This window comes from Mariprofundus sp. EBB-1, from assembly GCF_003665155.1.
Taxonomy (GTDB): Bacteria; Pseudomonadota; Zetaproteobacteria; order Mariprofundales; family Mariprofundaceae; genus Mariprofundus.
On record NZ_RCFQ01000019.1, the window covers coordinates 30701 to 53962 of the forward strand.

21 protein-coding genes are annotated in these 23262 nt (G+C 47.8%); 20 read left to right on the forward strand and 1 reads right to left on the reverse strand.

All coding sequences use genetic code 11. The annotated features are described in order from the left end of the window. Positions 1-42 precede the first annotated feature (42 nt). From hemA to arsC, 8 genes are all read left to right on the forward strand, one after another. On the forward strand, positions 43-1395 hold the full coding sequence (gene hemA, locus D8Y20_RS08865; RefSeq protein WP_121542857.1) for a glutamyl-tRNA reductase: 1353 nt from the start codon (positions 43-45) through the stop codon (positions 1393-1395). Beyond that, positions 1376-2443, forward strand: a complete 1068-nt coding sequence (gene prfA, locus D8Y20_RS08870; RefSeq protein ID WP_121542859.1) for a peptide chain release factor 1 — start codon at positions 1376-1378, stop codon at positions 2441-2443. Before hemA ends, prfA begins: the two co-directional genes overlap by 20 nt. After that, positions 2440-3288: a peptide chain release factor N(5)-glutamine methyltransferase gene (gene prmC / locus D8Y20_RS08875; RefSeq protein WP_121542861.1), complete on the forward strand. Its 849-nt coding sequence runs from the start codon at positions 2440-2442 to the stop codon at positions 3286-3288. Before prfA ends, prmC begins: the two co-directional genes overlap by 4 nt. 7 nt (positions 3289-3295) lie before the next feature. Next, positions 3296-3898, forward strand: a complete 603-nt coding sequence (locus tag D8Y20_RS08880; protein ID WP_121542863.1) for a hypothetical protein — start codon at positions 3296-3298, stop codon at positions 3896-3898. Positions 3899-3941: 43 nt separating this feature from the next. Then, a complete protein-coding gene (locus D8Y20_RS08885; RefSeq protein WP_121542865.1) occupies positions 3942-4751 on the forward strand; it encodes an HDOD domain-containing protein in 810 nt (269 codons plus the stop codon). 129 nt (positions 4752-4880) lie between these two features. After that, entirely contained in the window at positions 4881-6677 is a 1797-nt protein-coding gene (locus tag D8Y20_RS08890; RefSeq protein ID WP_236075365.1) for a chloride channel protein, read from the forward strand. After that, positions 6655-8820 (forward strand): ATP-dependent helicase, encoded by a 2166-nt coding sequence (locus tag D8Y20_RS08895; protein WP_236075366.1) that lies wholly within the window; start codon positions 6655-6657, stop codon positions 8818-8820. The genes D8Y20_RS08890 and D8Y20_RS08895 overlap by 23 nt, the downstream gene beginning before the upstream one ends. A 60-nt stretch (positions 8821-8880) precedes the next feature. Further along, entirely contained in the window at positions 8881-9228 is a 348-nt protein-coding gene (arsC, locus tag D8Y20_RS08900; RefSeq protein WP_121542867.1) for an arsenate reductase (glutaredoxin), read from the forward strand. On the opposite strand, the gene D8Y20_RS08905 is transcribed toward arsC, so the two are convergent. Continuing rightward, a complete protein-coding gene (locus tag D8Y20_RS08905) occupies positions 9225-11318 on the reverse strand; it encodes a PAS domain-containing sensor histidine kinase (RefSeq protein WP_121542869.1) in 2094 nt (697 codons plus the stop codon). The genes arsC and D8Y20_RS08905 overlap by 4 nt on opposite strands. 94 nt (positions 11319-11412) lie before the next feature. Here D8Y20_RS08905 and D8Y20_RS08910 point away from each other — a divergent pair, with 94 nt between their 5' ends. From D8Y20_RS08910 to D8Y20_RS08960, 12 genes are all read left to right on the forward strand, one after another. Then, positions 11413-11775: a hypothetical protein gene (locus D8Y20_RS08910; RefSeq protein ID WP_147434049.1), complete on the forward strand. Its 363-nt coding sequence runs from the start codon at positions 11413-11415 to the stop codon at positions 11773-11775. 39 nt (positions 11776-11814) lie between these two features. Beyond that, positions 11815-12411, forward strand: coding sequence for a nucleoside deaminase (locus D8Y20_RS08915; protein ID WP_201265595.1), 597 nt, complete (start codon positions 11815-11817; stop codon positions 12409-12411). Further along, a complete protein-coding gene (locus D8Y20_RS08920; RefSeq protein ID WP_121542873.1) occupies positions 12408-13448 on the forward strand; it encodes an NADP(H)-dependent aldo-keto reductase in 1041 nt (346 codons plus the stop codon). The genes D8Y20_RS08915 and D8Y20_RS08920 overlap by 4 nt, the downstream gene beginning before the upstream one ends. Further along, positions 13439-14638 (forward strand): anhydro-N-acetylmuramic acid kinase, encoded by a 1200-nt coding sequence (locus D8Y20_RS08925; RefSeq protein WP_121542875.1) that lies wholly within the window; start codon positions 13439-13441, stop codon positions 14636-14638. Before D8Y20_RS08920 ends, D8Y20_RS08925 begins: the two co-directional genes overlap by 10 nt. 154 nt (positions 14639-14792) lie before the next feature. Further along, positions 14793-15386 (forward strand): hypothetical protein, encoded by a 594-nt coding sequence (locus D8Y20_RS08930; protein WP_121542877.1) that lies wholly within the window; start codon positions 14793-14795, stop codon positions 15384-15386. 13 nt (positions 15387-15399) lie between these two features. Beyond that, positions 15400-16647, forward strand: a complete 1248-nt coding sequence (locus tag D8Y20_RS08935) for a hypothetical protein (RefSeq protein ID WP_121542879.1) — start codon at positions 15400-15402, stop codon at positions 16645-16647. Between the two features lie 15 nt (positions 16648-16662). Then, entirely contained in the window at positions 16663-18117 is a 1455-nt protein-coding gene (locus D8Y20_RS08940; RefSeq protein ID WP_147434050.1) for a hypothetical protein, read from the forward strand. Beyond that, a complete protein-coding gene (locus D8Y20_RS08945; protein WP_121542883.1) occupies positions 18104-20173 on the forward strand; it encodes an SUMF1/EgtB/PvdO family nonheme iron enzyme in 2070 nt (689 codons plus the stop codon). Before D8Y20_RS08940 ends, D8Y20_RS08945 begins: the two co-directional genes overlap by 14 nt. After that, the gene (locus tag D8Y20_RS13615; protein WP_153232660.1) at positions 20160-20306 is read left to right on the forward strand and encodes a hypothetical protein; all 147 of its coding nucleotides are present in this window, start codon (positions 20160-20162) and stop codon (positions 20304-20306) included. The genes D8Y20_RS08945 and D8Y20_RS13615 overlap by 14 nt, the downstream gene beginning before the upstream one ends. Further along, positions 20307-21065, forward strand: coding sequence for a MotA/TolQ/ExbB proton channel family protein (locus D8Y20_RS08950; RefSeq protein WP_121542885.1), 759 nt, complete (start codon positions 20307-20309; stop codon positions 21063-21065). A 49-nt stretch (positions 21066-21114) separates the two neighbouring features. Continuing rightward, entirely contained in the window at positions 21115-22134 is a 1020-nt protein-coding gene (locus D8Y20_RS08955; protein WP_147434052.1) for a vWA domain-containing protein, read from the forward strand. Continuing rightward, positions 22131-23102 (forward strand): hypothetical protein, encoded by a 972-nt coding sequence (locus D8Y20_RS08960; protein WP_121542889.1) that lies wholly within the window; start codon positions 22131-22133, stop codon positions 23100-23102. Before D8Y20_RS08955 ends, D8Y20_RS08960 begins: the two co-directional genes overlap by 4 nt. Positions 23103-23262: the final 160 nt, after the last annotated feature.

Consider the following 23262-nt stretch of genomic DNA (forward strand, 5'->3'; position numbering starts at 1 on the left):
ATTCTCTGTACCATGATTCGTTAACACGTTAAAGTTCTGCCCATGCGCATTTGCCATATTGGACTTAATCATAAAACAGCCCCCGTTGAACTTCGCGAACGTCTGGCGGTGGCCGAAACAGATATTGCTGATATTCTGAATCAGCGTATTCAACACCCTGCTATTCGTGAGGCTGCACTGCTCTCCACCTGTAACCGTGTGGAAATGACTGTGGTGACTCATGATCCTGATGCTGCCATTGCTGCGGTGCATGAATGGTTTTCTGCCACGGCAAAGATGGAGATAGAAGAGGTTCGTGAGCATCTCTATTCACACACTACCGATGCCGCTATTCGTCACCTGTTTTCTGTTGCCTCCGGATTAGACTCTCTTGTGTTGGGTGAACCTCAGATTTTAGGGCAGGTTAAAACCTCCTATGAACATGCCTTGACGGCAGGTACGGCAGGCCATGTGTTGCATCGTTTGTACCAATCTACCTTTGCGGCCGCCAAACGTGCCCGCAGTGAAACAGGTATTGGCAAACAATCGGTTAATATCTCCTCCTGTGCCGTTGAATTAGCGCGTCATATCTTTGGTGATCTGACTGGAAAAACAGTGCTGTTAATGGGCGCTGGAGAAATGGCCGAATTGGCCGCTCGCCATTTGCGCGGTAACGGCTGCACCGATATTCTGGTTGCTAACCGGACACTTGCACGGGCTCAGAATCTGGCTTTAGAATTTGAAGGTCATGCGCTAACCATGGAGCAGTTGCCCGAGTATCTTGATGCTGCCGATATTGTCCTTTCCAGTACTGGTGCATCTACCTTTGTGTTGTTGCCTGATGCCGTGAAGGCAGCGATGAAGAAACGTAAAGGCAAGCCCATGTTTCTGGTGGATATCGCTGTTCCTCGCGATATTGACCCGCGCATTAGCGATATTGATGGTGCCTACCTGTATGATATTGATGATCTTCAACAAGTCGTGCAGGGCAATATGGAAAACCGACAACATGAAGCGGATCAAGCACGCCTGCTCATTGAAGAAGAGGCGCAAGCATTTCTGCGATGGTTAAAATCGCTGGAGTCCGTGCCGTTGATTCGCACCATTCAACAACAGATGAATGTGCGCCGTCTGGAAGAGTTTGAAAAAGCCCAGCGCTATATGAAAGATTTTAATGATGAACAGTTGCAAGCTGTAGAGCAGTTCAGTCGTGCGCTGATGAAACGTTATATGCACCCGACACTTAGAACACTAAAAAGCCTGCCTGATGATATTGAGGGGGATCTGTTGATGGGCGCAGCCAATCGACTGTTTGATCTGGATAATCCTACTGTTGAATCAACAGCTTCAAATGACACATTGATCAGTGATAATATCGCTCATATTAAGGGGAATAATGAACACCCGTCTTCATGACATCCTGCATCGGCGTGATGAAATCACCAGTTTATTAGCCGACCCTGACATCACCTCCAACAATAAGAAGTTCACGCAGCTAAGCAGAGACTTTGCTGAGATTGAACCTGTTGCCGAGCATGCTGAAAAACACCTGCAGTTGGTTCAACAGCTACAGGACAATCAAGAGATGTTGGCTGATCCGGATTGTGATCACGAGCTTAAAGAGTTGATGGAAGAGGAAAACCTCGAACTGAAACAGGCTATTTTAGATAGTGATGAGCAGCTTACGCTATTATTACTTCCTAAAGACCCGAATGATCAACGCAATGCGATTCTGGAAATAAGGGCAGGCACCGGTGGTGATGAAGCAGCCCTGTTTGCTGCTGATCTGTTTCGTATGTATAGCCGTTACGCCGAAACCCAGGGCTTTAAAGTATCCATCTTATCCAGCAGTGAAATTGGCATTGGTGGCTACAAAGAGATTATTGCTCAGGTGACCGGTCAGGGCGTCTTTTCCCGCTTTAAATTTGAGTCAGGCACCCATCGTGTGCAACGCGTACCTGAAACGGAATCAGGTGGTCGCATTCATACCTCAGCCTGCACAGTTGCAATCCTACCTGAAGCAGAAGAGGTGGATGTGAATATTCGCCCTGATGATATTCGTATTGATGTGTACCGTGCTTCAGGCGCTGGTGGCCAGCATGTGAACAAAACCGAATCTGCTGTGCGTATCACGCATGCACCAAGCGGTCTTGTTGTGACCTGTCAGGATCAGGCCAGCCAACATAAAAATAAAGCGCAGGCGATGAAAGTGTTGCAAGCCCGTCTGTTCGATAAAGAGCAATCAGAAGCCAATGCAGAACGATCCGGTATCCGTAAGGATATGGTTGGATCCGGCGATCGATCCGAGCGTATTCGCACCTATAATTATCCACAGGGGCGACTCACCGATCATCGCATCAATCTGACACTGTACAAGCTCGATCAGATTCTTGGTGGTGATATGAATGAGCTGATTGACGCGCTATTGAGCCACCATCAGGCTGAACTGCTCGCTGCCCAGTGAGTCATGCAACAACCCTTCGCCAACTGATTCAACAAGCTTCAGCGTTATTAAAGCAGGTTAATTGTGATGCGCCTATGCGCGATGCTGAACTGTTGTTAATGTCTGTTTGGGGTATGCGTAGAACCGATCTTATTATTCGCGCTTCAGAACCTGTGCCTGAAGCGATTGAAACAGTGTTCAATGCACTGATTCAACGCCGTATGCAACGAGAACCACTGGCCTATATTCTTGGCGAGAAAGAGTTCTGGTCACGCCCGTTTCATGTCACATCTGATGTGTTGGTTCCCCGACCGGAGACAGAACATCTGATTGAAGCGGTGCTTGAATATTTCCCGGATCAGCAAGGCGCTTACAATTTTTGTGATATCGGTACCGGTTCCGGCATTATTGCGGTTACATTGGCTTGTGAATATCCAAAGGCGCATATCATTGCGACGGATATTTCTGAGTCTGCTCTAAGGGTCGCAACGGGCAACGCGATCCAACACAAGGTTGAAGACCGCATCACGTTCAAACAGGGCGATATGCTGCAAGCTATTGAACAGCGTAACGCGCATTTTGATGCCATTATATCCAATCCGCCTTATGTAGCGGAACATGAGATGGCCTCGTTGGAACAGGAGCTGTCTTATGAGCCTCGCAACGCCCTTACCGATGAATCGGATGGCCTTACGTTTTTAACCGATATTCTCAATACAGGGCCGGAATTTTTACAAACATCCGGTATGATCATGTTAGAAACCGGCCCATGCGGTCTGCCCGATACGCCGGAGACACTGATCTTCGAAAAAGTCATTCACGATCTGGCCGGTCATGCTCGCGGTGGCATTTACCGCTGTGTCTGATTCATAGATGGAAGAGTGGCTAAATATTGTGATTAGGCAACTGATTCTCTATAGCTTGCCTGTTCTCATTTCACTCACGCTTGTCGTGCTTATCGAATCACGTATGAGCAACAGGCCCATCCCGCATCCCTTTTACGCCATCTCATGGCGCGGTACCTGGTTGCCTTTGCTGGCTGCTCTGGCCTTTCATCGGGGCATGATCATTGCGCTGCCAAATACACTTGCCTCGGGTGTCAAAATATCATCGATTCGATGTCTGGCGCATGGTCTGCTTTGCCTGTTGGGTTTTTTGTTATTCAGCTGGAGTCTGGCGCATCAGATGCCAACCGGGCTACCTCCGCTGCATCACTGGTGGTCCAAGGTGCTGATGTTTTTCAATCTGTGCATGGCATGTTTACATCTCTTGCCTTTACCCGGCTTGCTGGCAGGAGAACTTCTGTTATCGACCCGTTGGGGTGAAAAAATCCCTGTATATTTCAATATCAAGCATGGCTGGATTGTCATAACGGTGCTCGCAGCATCGCCGCTGTTGGACTTACTGTTGGGTGCATCGGTGGTGTTCCCAATCTATGAATGGATGAGTAGCGCCGCCATAGCTATGGCGCGATAAACAGTCCGAATCATAATTGGCCTGATTATTGCTCGCTACAGATATGACATCATCTACCTTTGACCGAGAGTCAACTCTGGAGCTACTGCGGTTCAGCGAAGATTTACCATCGCTACCGGATCGTTTTGTAAAAATTCAGAATATTGCGCAAGATCCTGATTCCAATGCGAAAGATCTGGCCGAAGTTATTCGTAGTGATCAGGCCACTACTGTTATGATACTCAAGTTCGCCAATTCACCTGCATATAATGCTTCACACACATCAATCAGTGAATTGTCCAAGGCCATTGCCCGCTTAGGTACCAAAGAAACAGTCCATATCGCCACAGCTATGTCATTGATGTATGGCATGATTTTACCAACAGGCATGGCCAATATCCGGATTTTCTGGTCACATGCATTTGCCGTTGCACTAGTCGCAGAACATTTGGCGAAAACTGCCGATCCGGCGCAGCAACATGGCTCGCACGAAGTCGCGTTTATGGCAGGCCTGTTGCATGATATTGGCCGCGCAGCCTTGGGTATGCGTGTAGATTTCTCCTATTTTGAATGTGAAACAGGTCATCTGCACGAAGATGATTTGATCAAAGCCGAAGAAGAACACTACGGTGTTAATCATGCAGAAGCAGGTATGCATCTATTGCGCTTATGGGGTTTTCCAAACGAGCTATGCGAAGCCGTAGCAGAGCACCATCTGGCAGATAGTCCGACATTTCTTGCCAGGGTGTGTTATCTGTCCAATCAGTTCATCAATGCACATCTGCCCGAACGCACTGCATTTGATAATGTCGCTGACATTGTCTTTGAGAAATTAGAAAGCTCACCACCTGACATTTCAATACTGAACGCATAAAATAGTTTCAGGGCATCTAAAATTGCCGTAGTGCCTTACAAACCGTAACATCGGCATTATCTGTATTGTACTATTCGGCACGGAATAGATTCAGATGACAGACACAGCGGGAGAGTCGGGCAAACAACAATGGTATTGTGGAAAACGCTGCTCGACAGCAAGAAAAGAGCTTTAGCTTGGTCTCGCGAACAGGATACCCTGTATATCGTTATACTTGCTGTCGTGGTGGGCGTGTTATCCGGCTACACTGCGCTGTTGTTACGTTTCATGATCGAATGGGTCAGCCTGTTCTGGACAGGTGAACGCACTTGGGAAGAATCCATCGCAACGCTGCCATGGTATATATATTTGATCGCACCTACCGTTACCGGGTTATTGGTGGGTTGGATTACGGTTCGTTTTTTACCCGGTGGAGAACTGCGTGGAGTATCCGGTGTGTTGGCCGATATGGTGGAACGCAAAGCTCGCGTACATCCTCGCCAGCTGGCTACAGAAACGGTGGGTACAGCATTGGCCATTGGTGGAGGTGTCAGTCTCGGGCGAGAAGGCCCAACCGTTGCACTTGGTGCTTTGATCGCCTCGGAGCTTGGTCAGCGCCTCAATCTTTCTGAGCAGCAACTGCGTATTTTAATCGGCTGTGGTGTAGCCGCTGGTATTGCTGCCTCCTTCAACACCCCGATTGCCGGTGTATTGTTTGCGCTGGAAGTCATTCTTGCTGATTACGCCATCGCCACATTCAGTCCTATTGTGATCGCATCCGTACTGGCGACCGTGGTTGCGCGCTCTGAACTGGGGAATTTTCCAGCCTTCACTGTTCCGGAATACCACCTTATCAGTATCTGGGAAATACCGACCTATCTTATTATTGGCGCTATTTGCGGGCTGGTCGCCACGGTCTTCATTAAATCGATGCAACCTACCCGCGCATGGCTGGCAAAAATGATTCCTGACCGGCGCATACGTCCAGCCATTGTTGGCTTTCATATTGGATTATTAGGACTCATTTTACCGCAGGTCATGTCTATTGGTTACGGTACGGTAGAGGACATGTTACTCGAACGTATCCAGCCGGATATTCTCGGCTATGCCTTGCCTCTGGCTGCATTTCTGGCCATTGTGCTGATTGGTAAGCTGATCGTGACCGTACTGAGTGCCGCAGGCGGTTTCCCCGGTGGATTATTCGGCCCGGCCCTATTTATGGGGGCCACCGTTGGCGCCCTATTTGGTGATCTCGCACATGCCTTTTCACCCTCATATTCGGAAAGCTACGGTGCTTATGCTTTGGTTGCCTGCGGTGCGTTAACGGCCGCTGCACTGCACGCTCCACTGACCGTTATGTTAATCGTCTTTGAAATGACAGCAGATTATCACATTATGTTACCTTTAATGGCGGCATGCAGCGTGGCGACGATGGTAACGCGCTCTTTTAGCCGCGCTTCAGTATTTACTGAAGTACTGGAAGAGCGTGGCATTGATTCTAACTGGGGACTGGAGCAATCGTGGATGCGCTCGGTATCGATTAAAAGCATTCCGTGGCGCGCCATACCCAGAGTGTCTAAACACGCTCGATTAAAAGAGTTGAAACAGGTCTATACCGGTTCAGGAAAAGGCTGTGTACAGGTTGTCGATGATGATGGTCTGCTGGTCGGTATCGTTACCTTTGGAGATTTACAAAAATGGCTGATTGACCCCACGCTGGATCAGGTGGTTGTAGCCAGCGAAGTTGCCAATACCAATGTACAGGTGATTGCTGAATCTGACACCCTGCTGGATGCTATACATATCCTGGATCATGAAGAGTTTGAGCAGATGCCCGTGGTTGCTCATGACAACCCCCGCAAGGTGCTGGGGATGCTGTCCAGAAATGCTATTTTTTCGACCTATCACAAAATGATCGTCAAACATGGTGAAGGTAGTAACAGATAGTGCCAATTCTTACCGAGGCCAACACAACATGTTAAATCCTGCTCAACAACAAGCTGCCGAGGCTGGTGACGGCCCACAACTGATTCTTGCCGGTGCAGGTTCAGGGAAAACACGTACGATTGTGTATCGCATAGGGCATCTCATCGCAGATGCCGGTGTGGCACCGCATCGTATTCTGGCGGTCTCGTTTACCAATAAATCGGCGGCTGAATTAAAAGAGCGCCTGAGCCTGCTAATTGGCGATAACGGTGGCGGTGTGGTTTCCGGCACCTTTCATGCCATTTCACTGCGTTTCCTTCGTCGTTATGCTGATGCCTTGGGTTATCCGCTGGGATTTCAGATCATCGATAGTGATGACCAGAAAGCATTGATTAAACGCATTTTAAAAGCGCGTAATATTGCCACTGACCGCTTGCACCCATCCTACCTCATCAATTGGATTGAACACTGTAAACATGCAGGGCTTACGCCAGAGGAGACCCCTGAACACGGTTGGAACGGGATCAATATGGTTGAACTTTATGCCAGCTACCAGAGTGAATTAAAACGCCATGAGCGCATGGATTTTTCAGATCTTATTTTAAATGTTGTATTGCTCATGCGGAATCATTCCGATATCGCTACGGCCCTGAGAGCACGTTTTGATCATGTACTGGTGGATGAATATCAGGATACCAATCCCATTCAACATGAATGGCTGATCCATTTGTGCTCTGAACATAAGAATCTGACTGTTGTCGGGGATGATGATCAAAGCATCTACGGTTGGCGGGGTGCTGATGTGCGCCATATCCTTGAATTTGAACGCTTGTGGAGTGGTGCTACGCTGCATCGTTTACAAGAAAACTACCGCTCCAGCGCCAATATTCTCGCATTGGCCAATGCCGTGATTCGTGAAAATTCAGACAGGCATGAAAAAACGCTCAAAGCCACCAAACAGGCTGGAGAGAAGCCGGCCTGGAAAGTATGCAATGATGAATACGATGAAGCGCGCAAGATCGTGCAGCAAATTGAAGCGTGGCAAAAGCTTGGATATAAAAACTCAGAAATAGCTATTCTTTATCGCTCCAATCGCCAGTCACTTCCGCTTGAGCAGGTTTGTCGTGAAACCAATATCCCTTATCGTATTATTGGTGGCGTGGGTTTCTTCGAGCGTATGGAGATCAAGGATGCGCTGGCCTATTGGGCTCTGCTCAACCGCTGTGGTGATACCTTGCAACTGATGCGTATCTGCAACAGACCCAAGCGTGGTATTGGTGCAAAGGGGCAAGAGCAACTGCTTGCACAACTTTCCGCATCGGGCATGCAGGCATGTGAATGGCTTGATCTGTTAGCAACCGGTCAGGCTGAAGGCGCAGCCAAGAAACTTGCGCCGCTGGCTCAGCTATTGCTTGAAATACGCACTGAGTGTGATGGAGTGAACGATCATGCTCCGGCTGATCGCGGCCTCAATAAAGTTTTGCAGGCCTCTGGTTATCTAGACAGCCTCAATGCCATGGGTGAGATCGAGGCAGCCAGTCGCATCGATAACGTACGCACTTTGCAAGACTATATTGAAATTTCAATGTTGCAGGATCTAACACCGATCGAGTTCATGGATCGGGCTGCATTGCTGCAAAGCGCTGAAGGCATCAATGATAGTGATGAGGCTGAAGAGGTGGATTCAATTTGTATGATGAGTTTACATCGTGCCAAGGGTTTAGAATTTGATTGTGTGGTACTTCCCGGTGTTGAAGAGGGGCTGCTGCCGCATCAGCGTTCGCTGGATGAAGGTGAATCGGGCATCGCAGAAGAGCGTCGCCTGTTATATGTAGGCATTACACGCGCCCGTGATTATGTGCTGATCACCTCAGCCCGATTGCGCCGCTTTTACGGTGAAACACATTATCCATTGCCCAGCCGTTTCATCAAAAACTTGAGCCTTGAGCTATTGCATCAGCAGGATGCTGTATCTATGCCTGTTCAACATGAAGCAACCGCCGGTGGTATCAATATTGGTTCTAATGTTGCACATCCAAGTTTTGGTGAAGGTGTCATCCTGTCTCTGGAAGGGGCAGGGGATGGGGCACGAGTAACCGTACAGTTTCGCCGTTCAGGTACCAAACGCTTGATGTTAAAGTATGCGGCCTTAGAACTTGTTTAATTGTAAGGCTATTCACATAGCTGTTGTTTAAAATATTTGAATGACCCATCAGGAGAAATCATGTCCGTTACTATTTACCATAATCCACGCTGCTCCAAATCCAGACAAACATTGGCTCTGCTAGAGGAGCATGGTGTGCAGCCTGAAATCATCGAGTATTTGAAAACACCGCCATCTGAAGGTGAACTGGATCGCATCTTAAATATGCTCGGCAAAGAACCGCATGAGCTTATGCGTAGTGGTGAAGAAGAATTCAAAGCTCACATAAAGGATAAAAACCTGTCGCGCAACGAAGCCATCGCTTTAATGGTGGCTTATCCCAAAATAATTGAGCGGCCCATTGTTATCAATGGCGACAGAGCTGCCGTCGGCAGACCTCCTGAAAGCGTGTTAAACATCTTAAATTAACTGCTTTCTATTAATTTCTGCGCTTTGGCAACCACGGAACGCAATGCTTCAAGGGTAAATGGTTTGCTGATAAAATCATTAGGTGGACACTGATTATCCGGTGCCAAAGCACTCTCAGCATCGAAGCCCGAGGCCATTGCTACATAGATATCCGGCCTTATCTCTCGCAGCTTTTGTAAGCATTCCAGTCCACCCATCTGCGGCATGGTTACATCCAGCAATACCCAGTCGAAATCAGAGTCTTTGATAAACAGGTCAATCGCCTGCTGGCCATTGCATGCGGTCGAAACTGTCAAACCCAGATGTGATAACATACGGGTAGTAACCTGCAGCACGCTGGATTCATCATCTACCAATAACACGCGACCAGACAGTGCCCGCTTTAGATCACCGGCTACGCTGGAATGGGTATAAGGCGCACTATCAATTTCCGGAATCCATATTGTCATCGTAGTGCCTTTGCCCAATCGACTCTGAACTTCCATACCACCATCATGCGCACGCAAAATGCCAAGCAAGGCACTCAAACCCAAGCCACGGCCTGTAAACTTTGTTGTGAAAAACGGATCAAACATGCGCCCTGCCGTTTCGGCATTCATGCCCATACCATTATCCTGCACCATCAACACAGTATAATCGCCCGGTTTCATATCGACATCGACAAAACGCTTCACTTCATTCGCATCCAGAGATTTACGGCAGATAGAAATATGAATTTCTCCCGCCGCCTTGGTCCCGATGGCTTCTGATGCATTAATCACCAGATTCAACAACACCTGTTTCATTTGGGCGCGGTCAGCCATGATCCATGGTTGCTGCTTATCCACGTGCAGAAACAGTTCTGCATTTTTACTCTTGGATACTTCAAGCAGCGACAACATGTCTTCTATCAAGACTTGCATATTCAATGCTTCAGGGCGCATCACTGTTTTACCTGAATAATCCAACATTTGCCGACATAGATCGGTGGCGGTATGGGCGGCCGAGTCAACACAGGCCAATGTATCCTGCATGGATACAGACAGATCACCTTCCAGCTTGGCAAGTTCAATATTGCCCTGAATTACGGTTAGCAAGTTATTAAAATCATGGGCTATGCCACCAGCCATTACGCCCAGTGATTCCAGACGCTGTGAATGCTGAACCTGTTGCTCCAATGCCTTTTGCTCTATTTCTGCCGCTAGTTTTTCAGTGACATCAATCGCGAAACCAACAAGGCCAGTGCCATGTGCATCGTTATCGGCCAGATGTACCTTGATAAAATCAAATGTTCTTATTTGCCCGTCAGCACATGTCATCTCATCACGGCCATAAAAGGCTTGTTTATTTTCCAGGCAGATTGCATCTGATGCTAACGATTTCTCCACCATACTTTCAGGCAGCAATAGCGTATAATCATTGGATTGCTGTGCCTGCTTTTCCGAAACACCACAGATCTCTACCCATGCCCTGTTTAAAAATTGAATTTTCCGATTGCCATCTATCATCCACATGCCAATCGGAGAATGATCTAAAATCACCTGCATACGATTTTGTTGTTGCGTCAGTGCCCGATACGATTCTTCCAGCTGTATTTTGCGCCATTCAAGCTGGGATTGATAAATATGTGCGAACACCCAGTAAAAAAGCACCACAGACATGATTTGAAACAGTTGCATGCCCGAATACATAGTCTCAATTATCTCAAACGACTGCAATGCACTGATGAGCATCAGTTCAATCACAAATATGGCAACCCAGTAACGTGCCTTTTTCACCTGTTGCACAAAATAAGCGACAAAAGGAAAACCAGCCAACCAGTAGATGCCAGTGTTTTCAATGCTATCGAACAGTACCAACGCAGAGAATAAGACGAGTCCTGATGCCATCAGCGTATTCTCTACCTGCAGTAGATCTGCTCCCTGGCGAATACGCCAATAGCTGAATAACATCACCAGTGCCAACATCAATTCCAACGATGCAAGCGCCAAACAACATGATTGAAACCAATGTAAAAACACAAAGATGAGCAGTGTGATGCTGCTGATCAAATGTACCCAGGCGAATACTTGGCGTCTGTCTTCAAATATTGATGTTACATTGATGTTCATTTGCCCCTCATCATGATTTTCTATACTAGAAACGCTTATACTGCAATACTACGTCGCAACACAGTATCATCAGAATATATCAAGGAGAATGGATTTGCACGCATCTGAAGTTATCTCATTAAGCTGGATGATCTTTTTCTTCTTATTTGCAATAGCAGCATATTTCTTTGCTGACCGTGATCGCAATAATGACAGAATTGAATGGATGAAGGCTGTAATCTTTGCCAATATTATTGCAATCTCAATTCTTGGTGCCTTAACGCCTGAATTTATTGCCTATACGCTGGATATACCGTGGCGCACCAATTCAAGCCTGAACACGACAGTCACGATTGTTGGCTTAATCACCAGTTGGGCTATTATGCAATGGGCCGTAGAGTGGCTTGCAGGCTTGGCCGTTGTAGTGCTGCTCACGGGGGCGATCAGCTGGATTGCAGTCCATCTGATAGGCTTCTAAGTATTTCATATATCATGTCAGCCTACGCATAGTATTTCGATGATGATGTCCAATGCCATTGATATCCGTATCCCTGATTGGCTGATAGAGCTGGTCAGTAAATCTGATCATCATTATGCAACATCAAAAGCGCGTATGATGTTCGCAATATCTCTGGCTCAACACAATATTGACCATGGCACAGGCGGCCCCTTTGGAGCCGCCATTTTTGATATCAAGACCCATCAACTGATTGCTGTCGGTGTGAATCTTGTGGTTTCATCACACTGCTCCATCGCCCATGCCGAGATGATTGCCATCAGTATGGCACAGCAACAATTGGGCAGCTTTGACCTGGCCAATCTGAGCCAACAACCAGGAAGAGGTTTTGAACTGGTTACCAGTTGTGAACCCTGCGCCATGTGTTTTGGTGCCATCCCATGGTCTGGAATCAAACATCTGGTATGTGGGGCGCGTGATGAAGATGCTCGCGGAATTGGTTTTGATGAAGGTCCTAAAATGGATGCCTGGCGGCATGCTCTTGAGCAGCGGGGTATTACAGTGGAAACGGATATCTGCCGTCAAAGCGCTATCGACGTGTTGCAATATTACGCCACCCATGGCGGTGCCATTTATAATGCAGGGGAGAGCAGATGATCTATAACAAGCTTGGCAGAACGGGGCTGAATGTATCCTCCATCTGCCTGGGCAGTATGACCTGGGGCGAGCAGAACGATCAGACTCAAGGCTTTGCACAGATGCACTACGCCCATGATCAAGGTATCAATTATTTCGATACTGCGGAACTGTATGCCGTGCCGCCAAAGGCCGATACCTATGGTAAAACAGAAAGCATTATCGGAGACTGGTTTAAAGAGACAGGCCTCCGCGATAATATCATTCTTGCATCTAAAGTATGTGGCCCAACTATCTGGTGTCCGCATATCCGAGAAGGCAAGGCGCGTTTGGATCGCAAAAATATCATTGCCGCCTGCGAAGGATCGTTGCGCCGCTTGCAGACCGATTATATCGACCTTTACCAAACCCACTGGCCTGACCGCAATACCAACTACTTCGGCAAACTCGGTTATCAACATCAGCATGATGAATCAGGCGATATGATTGAAGAGACTCTGAGCGCCATGCAGGAACTGGTAGATGCCGGAAAAGTACGTCACATCGGCATTTCCAATGAAACACCTTGGGGTGCGATGCAGCATTTGCATCTCGCCGAAACCAAGGCGTTACCTCGCATTGCATCCATTCAAAACCCGTATAATCTGCTCAATCGCTCATTTGAGATTGGCTTAGCTGAAATATCCTGTCGAGAAAATATGGGGCTGTTGGCTTACTCCCCGCTGGCCTTTGGTGTGTTATCCGGTAAATATTTACATGGTAACCGACCTGCGAATGCTCGAATTACGCTATTTGAACAATATACCCGCTACAGCAATACTGAAGCTGATCAGGCCACGGCAGCTTATATTGAGATAGCCCGCAAACATGGGCTCGACCCGGCCCAAATGGCGTTGGCGTTTATCCGCCAGCAGCCGTTTGTCACCAGCACCATTATCGGAGCTACCGATATGCAGCAACTGGCTAGCAATATTGACAGCCATAGCATCACACTCACCGACGCATGTTTGGAAGAGATCGAAGCTGTTCATCGCATGCATCCCAATCCATGCCCCTAATATCAAACCACGCTTCCGCGCCACTGTTTATAGGCATGATGTCCGGTACATCTGCCGATGGTATTGATGTCGCCGTTGTTCGCAGTGGTGAAAAGCCTGAACTACTCCAATTCAATGAATTTCCCATGCCTGATAGCCTGAGGCAAACCATTTTGCATCTGGCAGTCCCTGAAAATGAAGAAGGCAATAGTGAAATTGATGCTATGGGTGAACTCGATCGTGCGCTTGGAAATGCTTATGCCGAAGCAGTGCTCAAGACATTAAAGCAAGCTGGCATCCATACCGATGAAATTGCAGCCATTGGCTGTCACGGGCAAACCATTCGCCATCGCCCTGAATCCTTACACCCTTTCACGCTACAGATCGGCTGTGCATCGACAGTGTCAGAGGTTACCGGTATCACATGCGTATCTAATTTTCGCAGCCGTGATATTGCCGCTGGTGGAGAAGGTGCTCCGTTGGTGCCGTTTGCACACCGACACCTTTTTGCATCCAATCAACACAATACAGCTATCGTGAATATAGGCGGCATTGCCAATCTCACATGGATAGATCAACAGGGCCATACGACAGGCTTTGATATAGGGCCCGGCAATATGTTGATGGATGCGCTCATGGTGAACATCAGTGCAGGTGAAAAAATATTTGATCAGGATGGCGCAATGGCCGCCAGTGGTCAGGTCTCTACTTTACTGCTGGCAAGACTCATGACGCATCCTTTTCTCAAACGCACGCCGCCCAAATCAACAGGTCGTGAAGCCTTTGGTGAAGATATAGTGCAACAGATCATCGGCTGGCCCGATCTGTCCGATGCTGATCGCATGGCTACCGCCTGCGCTTTTACTGCTGAAGCCATTGTCGAGAGCATGATGACGATGATAGATGCCTCATGCTCTGACTCACCAGCATCGGTATTGATCTGTGGTGGTGGCGCACGCAATAAACATCTCATGGCTCTGCTCACTGAAAAGCTAGCGCCAGCCAATGTGCAACGCACCGATGCGGTCGGTATCCCTGCCCAGGCGGTGGAAGCGATCAGCTTTGCACTATTGGCACGTCACACCTTGATGGGGACTCCCAATACACTGGCTGCAGTTACTGGCGCTAGCCACAACGTCTGCGGTGGTCAGATCACTCCCGGCAATAACTGGGCATCATTATTACAAACAATCCCTGTCTGGAATCAATGACAGAATCGTGCATATACGCCGGCAGCATAATATTTCATCGGGCCTTGTAGAAAAAATATTTCGTTCATTTATCCTTAAGATAACTACACTATGATGCGATACTGGTGACATAATTGTTTCTAGTGTGCTATGCATTTCACGAATGAGGTTTTAGATGGCATTGTTAATGGATTGGAAGATGAAGTACCTGTTTGCGTTTATATGCTCGGTTTGTTTTTTAATCGCAGGAGAGGCTCAGGCGCAAAATTTTACGCGTGAGCACGATGCGGTTGATGATTGTGCCGACAGTTCCGTTTCCTATGAAGAGACTTCAGGTCTGACGAGAGAGGAAACCATTCATTTAATGGATCAGGCGCTGTTGAACTCTCTGAATAAATATGAACGTTGCCAGAACAGGCAGTTGAATGCTGCTGTTGCTAATGATGCAGCAAATGACGCGGAGAGTGGCAGCGAGAGATCAACCGCCAGTTCTGAAATGACGGGGACAAGTAAGAGCGCCGATAGTGAGCGTCAGGATCAGGCGGCAGATGCTGATCCTGAAGCGTTGGATCAGCGTAAAAACGTAAAAATGAAAAAGGTGTTAGGCAGCGGAAAGGTGCCGGATGATATCCCTCCTGCTGATAATGATAGTGTGCTTGAAGAGCAAATTCGGCAGGCTGCCATCCATGAGACTGATCCTGTGATTAAAGAAAAACTGTGGAATGAATATAGGAAATATAAGGGTTTACCTGTTACGGGTAAGCATTAGGAGGGCGAAAAGCATGATGGTGTTTAAAAAGATGGTTTCGATTGTTATTGCCTGCTCTGTCTTGTTATCGGGCTGTGCGACAGGTACTGGCGGTTCACCCCATACTAAGGTGGGGCCACAACCCTCATCTGCATATGATAAAACGGCGGTGAAGGAAGAAGTCGCTCCAGCCATTGAGAAACCAAAGCTTGATATCATTGTGCCTGTCTTCGATCCGGGACTTCCTGATGATCCCGAAGATTATGAAGCTGAAGGTGTTTGGCCAGAACTGCGTCGCGCTGAAGCATCCCGTTTTGCCTACCAGATGAAATTGGCACTTGAAGAAACGGGAGCATTTGGAGCAGTTCGGGTGATGCCTGATAGCAGTGCAACCGGTGATCTGTATGTTGTAGGTAAGATTAATAAGTCAAATGGTGTGGATATCGATATTGATATCAATGTGTCTGATATCAGTGGAAAAAAGTGGTTTGATAAATCATTTGACCATGAAGTGGCCGCCGACTTTTACAATAATATAAGAAATAAAGGTAAAGATCCCTACGCGCCTGTGTTCAAGGAGGCCGCAGAAAAACTGGTGGAAGCGTTGAATGATCATAAGGATAAGCAGTTAACAGATCTGCAGGCGCTTACTGATTTGCGTTTCGGGGCAAATTTTTCTGATGATGCTTTCTCCCGATACATGCGTGTGAAAGGCAACAAGTTTACGCTGCTGGGATATCCGGATGCCAATGACAGCATGTTACGGCGAGTGAAGGCGATTCGGGTTAGGGATCAGTTGTTTATCGATCGTATGCAGCCGCATTACGAACAATTTAATCAGAAAATGGAAACCAGTTATGCATTGTGGCAAAAACAGAGTTTTGAAGAGGTGAAGGCGGCGCACAAGGCAAAAATGGAGTCGATCAGTAATGCTGCTGCTGGTATTGGTCTGATTGCACTTGCTGTGCTATCGGCTGTCGCTGGTGGAAACTCAAATTCCACCGGTGGTGTTGTGGCGGGAACAACCGGGGCTATCGTTGCCGGACAGGTTGGCATGGGTATGTTGGGTTCCAGCGTAAAGATGAATGAAGAGTCTAAGTTTCATAGAGATGCGTTAATTGAACTTGGTCAATCTATTGAGGGTGAAATGGCACCTCAGGTAGTTGAACATGAGCAGACTACGGCCAAATTAACGGGCAGCGCAAAGCAGCAGTTTTCTCAATGGAGAGCTTTTCTTAAAAGAATGTTTGAGCAAGAAGCCACTCCAGATGTTCAGCTTTAGCAGCCCCCTTTTCAGATGCTAGAAGAGAAACTACAACAAGCGAGTCTAGCCAGTCAAAAGCAGAGTCAGCGTATGCTATTGTTGGTTACATTGGTGCTTGTGTTCAGTGTTGTGGCTGTAGTGCTGATGACAATGATTGGATCTAAGATGCCAGAACCTGTTGCTTCGCAATCACCTTCAGTGTCCTTGCAAGCTCAGACACCGGTTCAGCAGCAGGCACCGATTCAGGATATGCATCAGCAGGGGATTCGCGAGGTTGTGATGAAGCGTTTGCAGGCCTTTGAAGAAGAGCAGGAGCCTGCCCTTGCGCGCGCGAATCTGGAGCAGTGGAAGCCGGAAGAAAATGCGGCACTGCATACACTGAAGGAAGATGTGCTCTCATCCTTTGCCAAAGGAGACTACGCCCTTGCAAGCCAGAGACTTGATCAATTGTCATTGCTGGCACAGCAGCTGTTAGTGGAATGGGGTGAGACTTTTGTATCGGAAATGTTGATGGCGGAGAATGCTCTCAAAAATGATGATTATGTCGCCGGTAAATTTCATGTGACAAAAGCACTATTGCTTAAGCCGGATGAGTCTGGAGCCAAGAACCTTCTGAAAAAACTGGAAGCGCTGCCTGAGCTGTTGGAACTATTGAAGCGTGCAGATGTAGCACGCATAGAAAATAATTTTGAGAAAGAACTGACGGTACTGGAACATGCATTTGCGATTGCCCCCGATCGGGGTGGCCTCAAACAGCGAAAAGAGATGTTGGCTGAAACATTGAAGGAGAGGACATTTTCGCAATGGATAAGCAGCGCATGGCAGGCACTGGAAAAAAACGATATCAACACAGCCAGGCTTAATTATCATCGAGCAAAACGTCTGTATGCCAAACGCGCTGAGTTGAAGTCTCTCAATGATGCCATCGCTAAAATCTCGGCAAGGCTTGATCTAAAGCAGTGGCTTAGCGTTGCAGGGCAGATGATCAGGCAAGATGAGTGGCTTAAGGCAGAGCGAATCTACGCGGAATCATTACAGCGACATCCTCAGGATAAAACGCTTCGAGATGGATTCCAGCTGGCCACGAAGGTGGTGAGTTTGCAAGCTGCCTTGAACGACTATATCACACGATCAGACAGATTATCGGCACAAAATATTTCTGACGAAGCAAAAGATACGCTGATCCAGGCAGAGGTGTTTGCGCGCAATAGTAAACGATTAAGTCTTCAAATTACGAAGTTGAAAACCTTGCTCGCAAAAGTGAATGTAAAAAGAGCTGTAATGGTGAAATCGGATAATAACACATATATTCTGGTACGCGGTGTCGGGAAGGTTGGTCTTACGCCCGGTCGTGAAATTCAGTTGAAGGCTGGAGAGTATACCTTTGAAGGTACCCGCCCGGGTTACAAATCCAAGCTTGTGCAGGTGCGTGTGCCGCTTGATGGGGCGATGATCAGGGTGGAGGTCATTTGTGATGAACGCATCTGAATCAGACAACCCAACGGGCGGAGAGAATCAGAGTTCCAGCCATGTAGCACGAATGACTGCCGAGCTATTGCAAGCCAAGGCCAGGCAGAGAAGACGATATATATTTGCCACGCTTGCGTTGATTCTAAGTCTGTTTGTTATGCTTGCGATTTTGGTGCTTTCCAATGCCACCAGCATAGATGTTGAGCCTGAAGAGGCCGGGCAGATTGCCAGCGTTCGGGTTGTAGATGGCGTGGGAAAGGCACTCGGTCATAAGGTCTATTCCTGGAGTGCAAATCCAACGATTGAAGTCTCTGCTACGGGGTTCAGGGCATCGCATAAAACCTTATCAGCATCTGAAATTGGCGGAACGGTAAGAGTTGAATTGCAGCCCTTGCCAGGAGAACTTCATATCATCACAGCACCGGAGTCAGATCAAACACGTTGGTTTGTTGATGATCGCATGGTGTCTGTTGGGGCGGCGTTCAAGCAAGATCTGTATGCTGGAAACTATAGCATTACAATCGATAGTCCCTACTACCTGATAAAAACGCTTCCCATTACAATCAAGAGAGCTGAGCAGTTGCAGCTGAGTGAATCTCTGGAAAAGGTTTCCGGTCAGTTTCATATCAGCACTGTTCCAGCCGGTGCCGAGGTTCATATCAATGACGAGCTGATTGGCAAGGCTCCAGTCTCTATCGCAAAGCAGGGCGGGGCGTATCAGATTGTGGTCTCCTATGGTGATTATGAGCCGATTACCGAGGCGGTAGAGCTGACCAATAGTGCAAGTGTGGTGGAAAGAGATTACAGGTTGCTTCTGAAAGGGGCTTATCTGGATGTGCATACCGCCCCTCAGGGTGGGCAGCTGTTGTTGGATGGAAAGGTGGTGAAGGCAGGACGTTTGCAGGTGAAGGCAGGGCTGGTTCATTCACTCAGATATGAAAAGGACGGTTACTTTCCACAGCATCGTAAGGTCTCTGCAAAATCGGGCGAGGAGAAAAGCATCGCTTTCAACTTGAAGGCAGAGATGGGCCTTGTACGTGTTGTCTCTAGTCCAATTGCGGTGGTGAGCATCGATGGCAAAGAAGTGGGAAAAACACCGTTGGAACTCGAGTTGTCTGCAATATCTCATCACCTGGTGATCCATAAAAAAGGTTACCGTTCGCACCAACAGATTGTTGTGCCAAGCAGCGCATCTGTGCAACGGATCAAGGTGGTCTTACCGACTGAAATAGAGGCCAAACTTGCAGAGTCACCTGCATTGATGCGCAATAGTGCAGGCATTGAACTTAAACTGTTCAAGCCAGATGATCTGTTTGTGATGGGAGCTCCGCGACATGAGAAAGGACAACGGGCCAATGAGTTTTTAAGAACGGTGCGCTTGACCAAACCATTCTACATTGCCACGCATGAGGTATCGCGCAGTCAATTTTCGCGATTTAAAGCTGTTGCCGGAGCCAAAAATGAACCGGTGACATCGATTAGCTGGATTGAAGCGGCAGCGTATTGCAACTGGCTTAGTCAGCAGGAGGGCATGGTTCCATTTTATGATATTCGGGCTGGTCGCTTGATCGGTTCGAATATCGAATCGGCTGGATACCGCTTACCAAGTGAGGCGGAGTGGGAGTGGTTATCCAGAAAAGCAGGCAAGTCAAAACAGACCAGGTTTGCCTGGGGTGATGACACTACGATTGCTCCGAAAGCGGGAAATATTGCGGATGAATCGGCCAAAGGTAGCACAGCGCGCTATGTGCCCAACTATTCCGATGGCTTTGCCGGTGTCGCACCAACAGGCAGTTTTCCTGTTGAAAGCATGGGTTTATATGATCTGACTGGCAATGTCAGTGAGTGGGTACACGATGTATATGCGTTGGTACCGAATGCCGGTGTGAAGGCAGAGGTAAACCCCTTAGGGGCGAGAATTGGTGATACCCATACCGTTAAAGGTTCAAACTGGCGTTCTGGCGGCATCACTGAACTTAGAGCGGCTTATCGTGAAGGTAAAAAAGCAGGGCGAGATGATATAGGGTTTAGAGTCGCAAGGTATGTTTATGGAGGAATCAATGGAGAAAAATAGACGATCCAGGACACGGTTCTTTATCCTTGCCATGCTCGGACTAGTGGCACTCGGCATGGCAGTAGGTGCTGCCAATGCTGCGATGCAGTCGATTAAGCTCAATTCAGCAGCAACATTTCCGGTGGATATATAAATGACAGATATGATAAAGAGCTTTATAGCACTGATTGTTAGTGCGATTTCCGTTCACCTCGCATATATCGGTTTTGTACGACCTCAAGCCGATTTGATTATGCAAATGGCCAAGCAGGCAGGGCAATCAGCACCGCGCGATATCCTTGTGATTATGAAAGATTATGAGCAGGAGATCTGCATTATCCTGATGATCTGGGCTGGTTATTTGATCTTGAGTAAATGCATGGCCATTCTCAAAGACCGCTATTTGTTCAGTGTCGATCTGCTCGATCAAAGTGAGCAGCAAGGTGCTGATCTCCATAGCGCGCTTACAAATTTAGAAAGCTTGCCGGTGGAGACCAAATCAACACCGCTGGTGATGACATTAATGGCCAGCGTGCGCCGATATCTGATCACCAGCGATGTGCAGAATACATCCGATGCGATTGATTCGAGTATTGAAGCGATGGCCATTCGGCAAGATGCGGGTAACTCCATGATCCGGTATTTGATCTGGGCTATTCCTTCGATTGGGTTCATCGGGACAGTGCGCGGCATTGGCGGAGCACTGGCTCAGGCCGACCAGGCCCTGGCCGGGGATATTGGTGGCATGACCAACAGTCTGGGGCTGGCCTTTAACTCAACCTTTGTGGCCTTGCTGATCAGTATCGTTCTGATGTTTATGCTGCATCAGCTACTGCGATTGCAGGATGGTCTTGTGGTGGATACGCAGGATTATTGTGAGCAGTTTCTCTTGAAACGGATTTCCGAGCAGTAGGCCCAAGCTGAAAATCCACCGTAAAACAGAAGGCTTTAATATTGCATTTTTGGATATTATGGCCTCAGGCCTTGGTGCGATTATCCTCGTGCTGATTCTGGTTAAACAGGATGTGGACAGATCCTCTCCTGAAACAGAATTGTTGAATGCGGATCTGGCCCGTATTGAGCAGCAGGATGCCGATCTTAAGCGTGCTATCGCCAGTGTTGATCAGGATAGTTTAAAAGCCGCTGCTGCAATCACCAAAGTGCAGGCGAAAATCTCAGATGTGAAATCCGAACTGATACAAAAAAGTGACCAGCTGTCGCAAAAAGCATTACAACTCTCGGCTGTAAAAAAGACGATAAAAAATGCGCCTAAAGCAAAAAAAGATGATGTTGTTCGCAGTGACCCCGGTGGTGAAGAAGATTATATCATGGGGATCAAAGTAGAGGGTAAGCGAATCGTCTTCCTTATCGATAGCAGTGCATCGATGACAGATGAAAAGCTCATCGACATCATCCGTCGAAAGAACAGTTCAGCGCTAGAGAAAAAAAGCGGGCCTAAATGGAAACGAACGCTACGTATCGTGCGTTGGTTACTTGCCCGCAGTCCTAAATCCAGTCAGCTGGCTGTAGTCACTTTTAATAAACAGGCAACAGCACTTGGCGGTGGCTGGTTCTCCAGTCGCGATGCGGCAGCACTTGGAACCGTTCAGCGTGATCTCAATACGCTAGTGCCAACAGGCTCTACAAATTTACAACGGGGGCTGAAAAAGTCAGTCGCCTTAAAGCCAACGGATATTTATCTGGTGACCGATGGCTTGCCTACCGATGGCATATCAAGATACGCCAGCCTCAATCCGTTTGCTGCTTGTGGCTCGCTATTGGGAAAATCCAATAATATTTCAGGGTTATGTCGCGTGAAACTGTTTCGCCAGAGTGTTGCGGATAGTGCACCGGGGCAAGGCACTAAAATCAATGTCATTCTACTGCCGATTGAGGGTGATCCGGATGCAGCACCTGAGTATTGGCGTTGGACTGCTGCAACGGGTGGTCTGCTGATTAGTCCGGCATCGAGCTGGCCATGAAACTACGCAGACACAATATTGAGATTTTTACCATCTCATTCCTGGATATTATCTCATCAGCCTTTGCGGCAGTGGTGTTACTGGTGTTGATCTCCAAACCCTTACCTAATCCTTTGGATCTGGGAGCAACTGAATCCTTGCTGAAGCAGGTGGTGTCGGCGGAGAGTCAGCTTTCTGATTCAGCCAGAGAGCTTGAAAAGAAACGTCAGGAACTGGCTCGCTTGCAGCAGATTAATAGCTTGCTGCAGGCTTCTGAGAAGGGCGCACGGAAAGAGATGGGCGATAAAACCAATCAGCTGGAGAAGCTCGATGGTGACCTTGATGGATTATCCTTGGTGCAATCATCTCTCAATAGAGCCTCCATCAGACCAAGTTCAGCGACGGTCAGGGATGAAGAGGTTGGCGGCATTCCTGTTGATAGCGATTATATTATTTTTATTGTCGATACCTCGGGCAGTATGCTTCAGATTTGGAATAGCGTGTCTAAGACCGTGCTTAATGTGTTGAAGATTCATCCCAAGGTGAAGGGATTTCAAATTATGAATGACAATGGCATGCCTCTGATCTCAAGTTATTCAGGTAAGTGGATTCGCGATACGCCGCAGCGGCGTAAGAGCGTGATGAATGTGTTCGGCGCATGGAAAAGTGCGTCAAACAGTAGTCCGGTTGAAGGGCTTGAAGTGGCGTTGAAAAAATATGCCAAGCCGAATATTTCACTGTCGATCTATATTTTTGGAGATGACTACACCGGTGCATCGTATGATGCGGTGATTGATAGTGTTGATGCGCTAAATCGCAATAAAATAACAGGGAAAAAATTAGCCAAAATTCATGCGGTCGGGTTCATGTCCAACTATGCCACCAATCGCTTCTCTATTCTTATGCGCGAAGTGACACAACGTAATGGTGGTACTTTCCTGGCATTGCCCTATGACCAGAACCGGGCAACAGGTATGCGTTTTCAATAAGCCCATGTAGAGCCCAAAAGTCTATTCATTCTCTCTAATACATCAGGGCGCTTTTAGCCTCTAATTTTTGAGATGCTTGTATGCTTGTATGCTTGTATGCTTGTGTCGGGGAATGGGGCCAAAACAAAATCAAAGGAAATCAAAGGAGAATCAAAGGGGT

Bases quoted from the DNA above. Each gene is read 5' to 3' on its own strand.
- D8Y20_RS08930 (WP_121542877.1), top strand. From the start codon at position 14,793: ATGGCATTGTTAATGGATTGGAAGATGAAGTACCTGTTTGCGTTTATA.
- D8Y20_RS08920 (WP_121542873.1), top strand. From the start codon at position 12,408: ATGATCTATAACAAGCTTGGCAGAACGGGGCTGAATGTATCCTCCATC.
- D8Y20_RS08880 (WP_121542863.1), top strand. From the start codon at position 3,296: ATGGAAGAGTGGCTAAATATTGTGATTAGGCAACTGATTCTCTATAGC.
- D8Y20_RS08925 (WP_121542875.1), top strand. From the start codon at position 13,439: ATGCCCCTAATATCAAACCACGCTTCCGCGCCACTGTTTATAGGCATG.
- D8Y20_RS13615 (WP_153232660.1), top strand. From the start codon at position 20,160: ATGGAGAAAAATAGACGATCCAGGACACGGTTCTTTATCCTTGCCATG.
- prfA (WP_121542859.1), top strand. From the start codon at position 1,376: ATGAACACCCGTCTTCATGACATCCTGCATCGGCGTGATGAAATCACC.
- D8Y20_RS08940 (WP_147434050.1), top strand. From the start codon at position 16,663: ATGCTAGAAGAGAAACTACAACAAGCGAGTCTAGCCAGTCAAAAGCAG.
- D8Y20_RS08885 (WP_121542865.1), top strand. From the start codon at position 3,942: ATGACATCATCTACCTTTGACCGAGAGTCAACTCTGGAGCTACTGCGG.
- D8Y20_RS08915 (WP_201265595.1), top strand. From the start codon at position 11,815: ATGATGATGTCCAATGCCATTGATATCCGTATCCCTGATTGGCTGATA.
- D8Y20_RS08895 (WP_236075366.1), top strand. From the start codon at position 6,655: ATGGTGAAGGTAGTAACAGATAGTGCCAATTCTTACCGAGGCCAACAC.
- D8Y20_RS08890 (WP_236075365.1), top strand. From the start codon at position 4,881: ATGGTATTGTGGAAAACGCTGCTCGACAGCAAGAAAAGAGCTTTAGCT.
- hemA (WP_121542857.1), top strand. From the start codon at position 43: ATGCGCATTTGCCATATTGGACTTAATCATAAAACAGCCCCCGTTGAA.
- D8Y20_RS08935 (WP_121542879.1), top strand. From the start codon at position 15,400: ATGATGGTGTTTAAAAAGATGGTTTCGATTGTTATTGCCTGCTCTGTC.
- D8Y20_RS08960 (WP_121542889.1), top strand. From the start codon at position 22,131: ATGAAACTACGCAGACACAATATTGAGATTTTTACCATCTCATTCCTG.
- D8Y20_RS08945 (WP_121542883.1), top strand. From the start codon at position 18,104: ATGAACGCATCTGAATCAGACAACCCAACGGGCGGAGAGAATCAGAGT.
- D8Y20_RS08950 (WP_121542885.1), top strand. From the start codon at position 20,307: ATGACAGATATGATAAAGAGCTTTATAGCACTGATTGTTAGTGCGATT.
- arsC (WP_121542867.1), top strand. From the start codon at position 8,881: ATGTCCGTTACTATTTACCATAATCCACGCTGCTCCAAATCCAGACAA.
- D8Y20_RS08905 (WP_121542869.1), bottom strand. From the start codon at position 11,318: ATGAACATCAATGTAACATCAATATTTGAAGACAGACGCCAAGTATTC.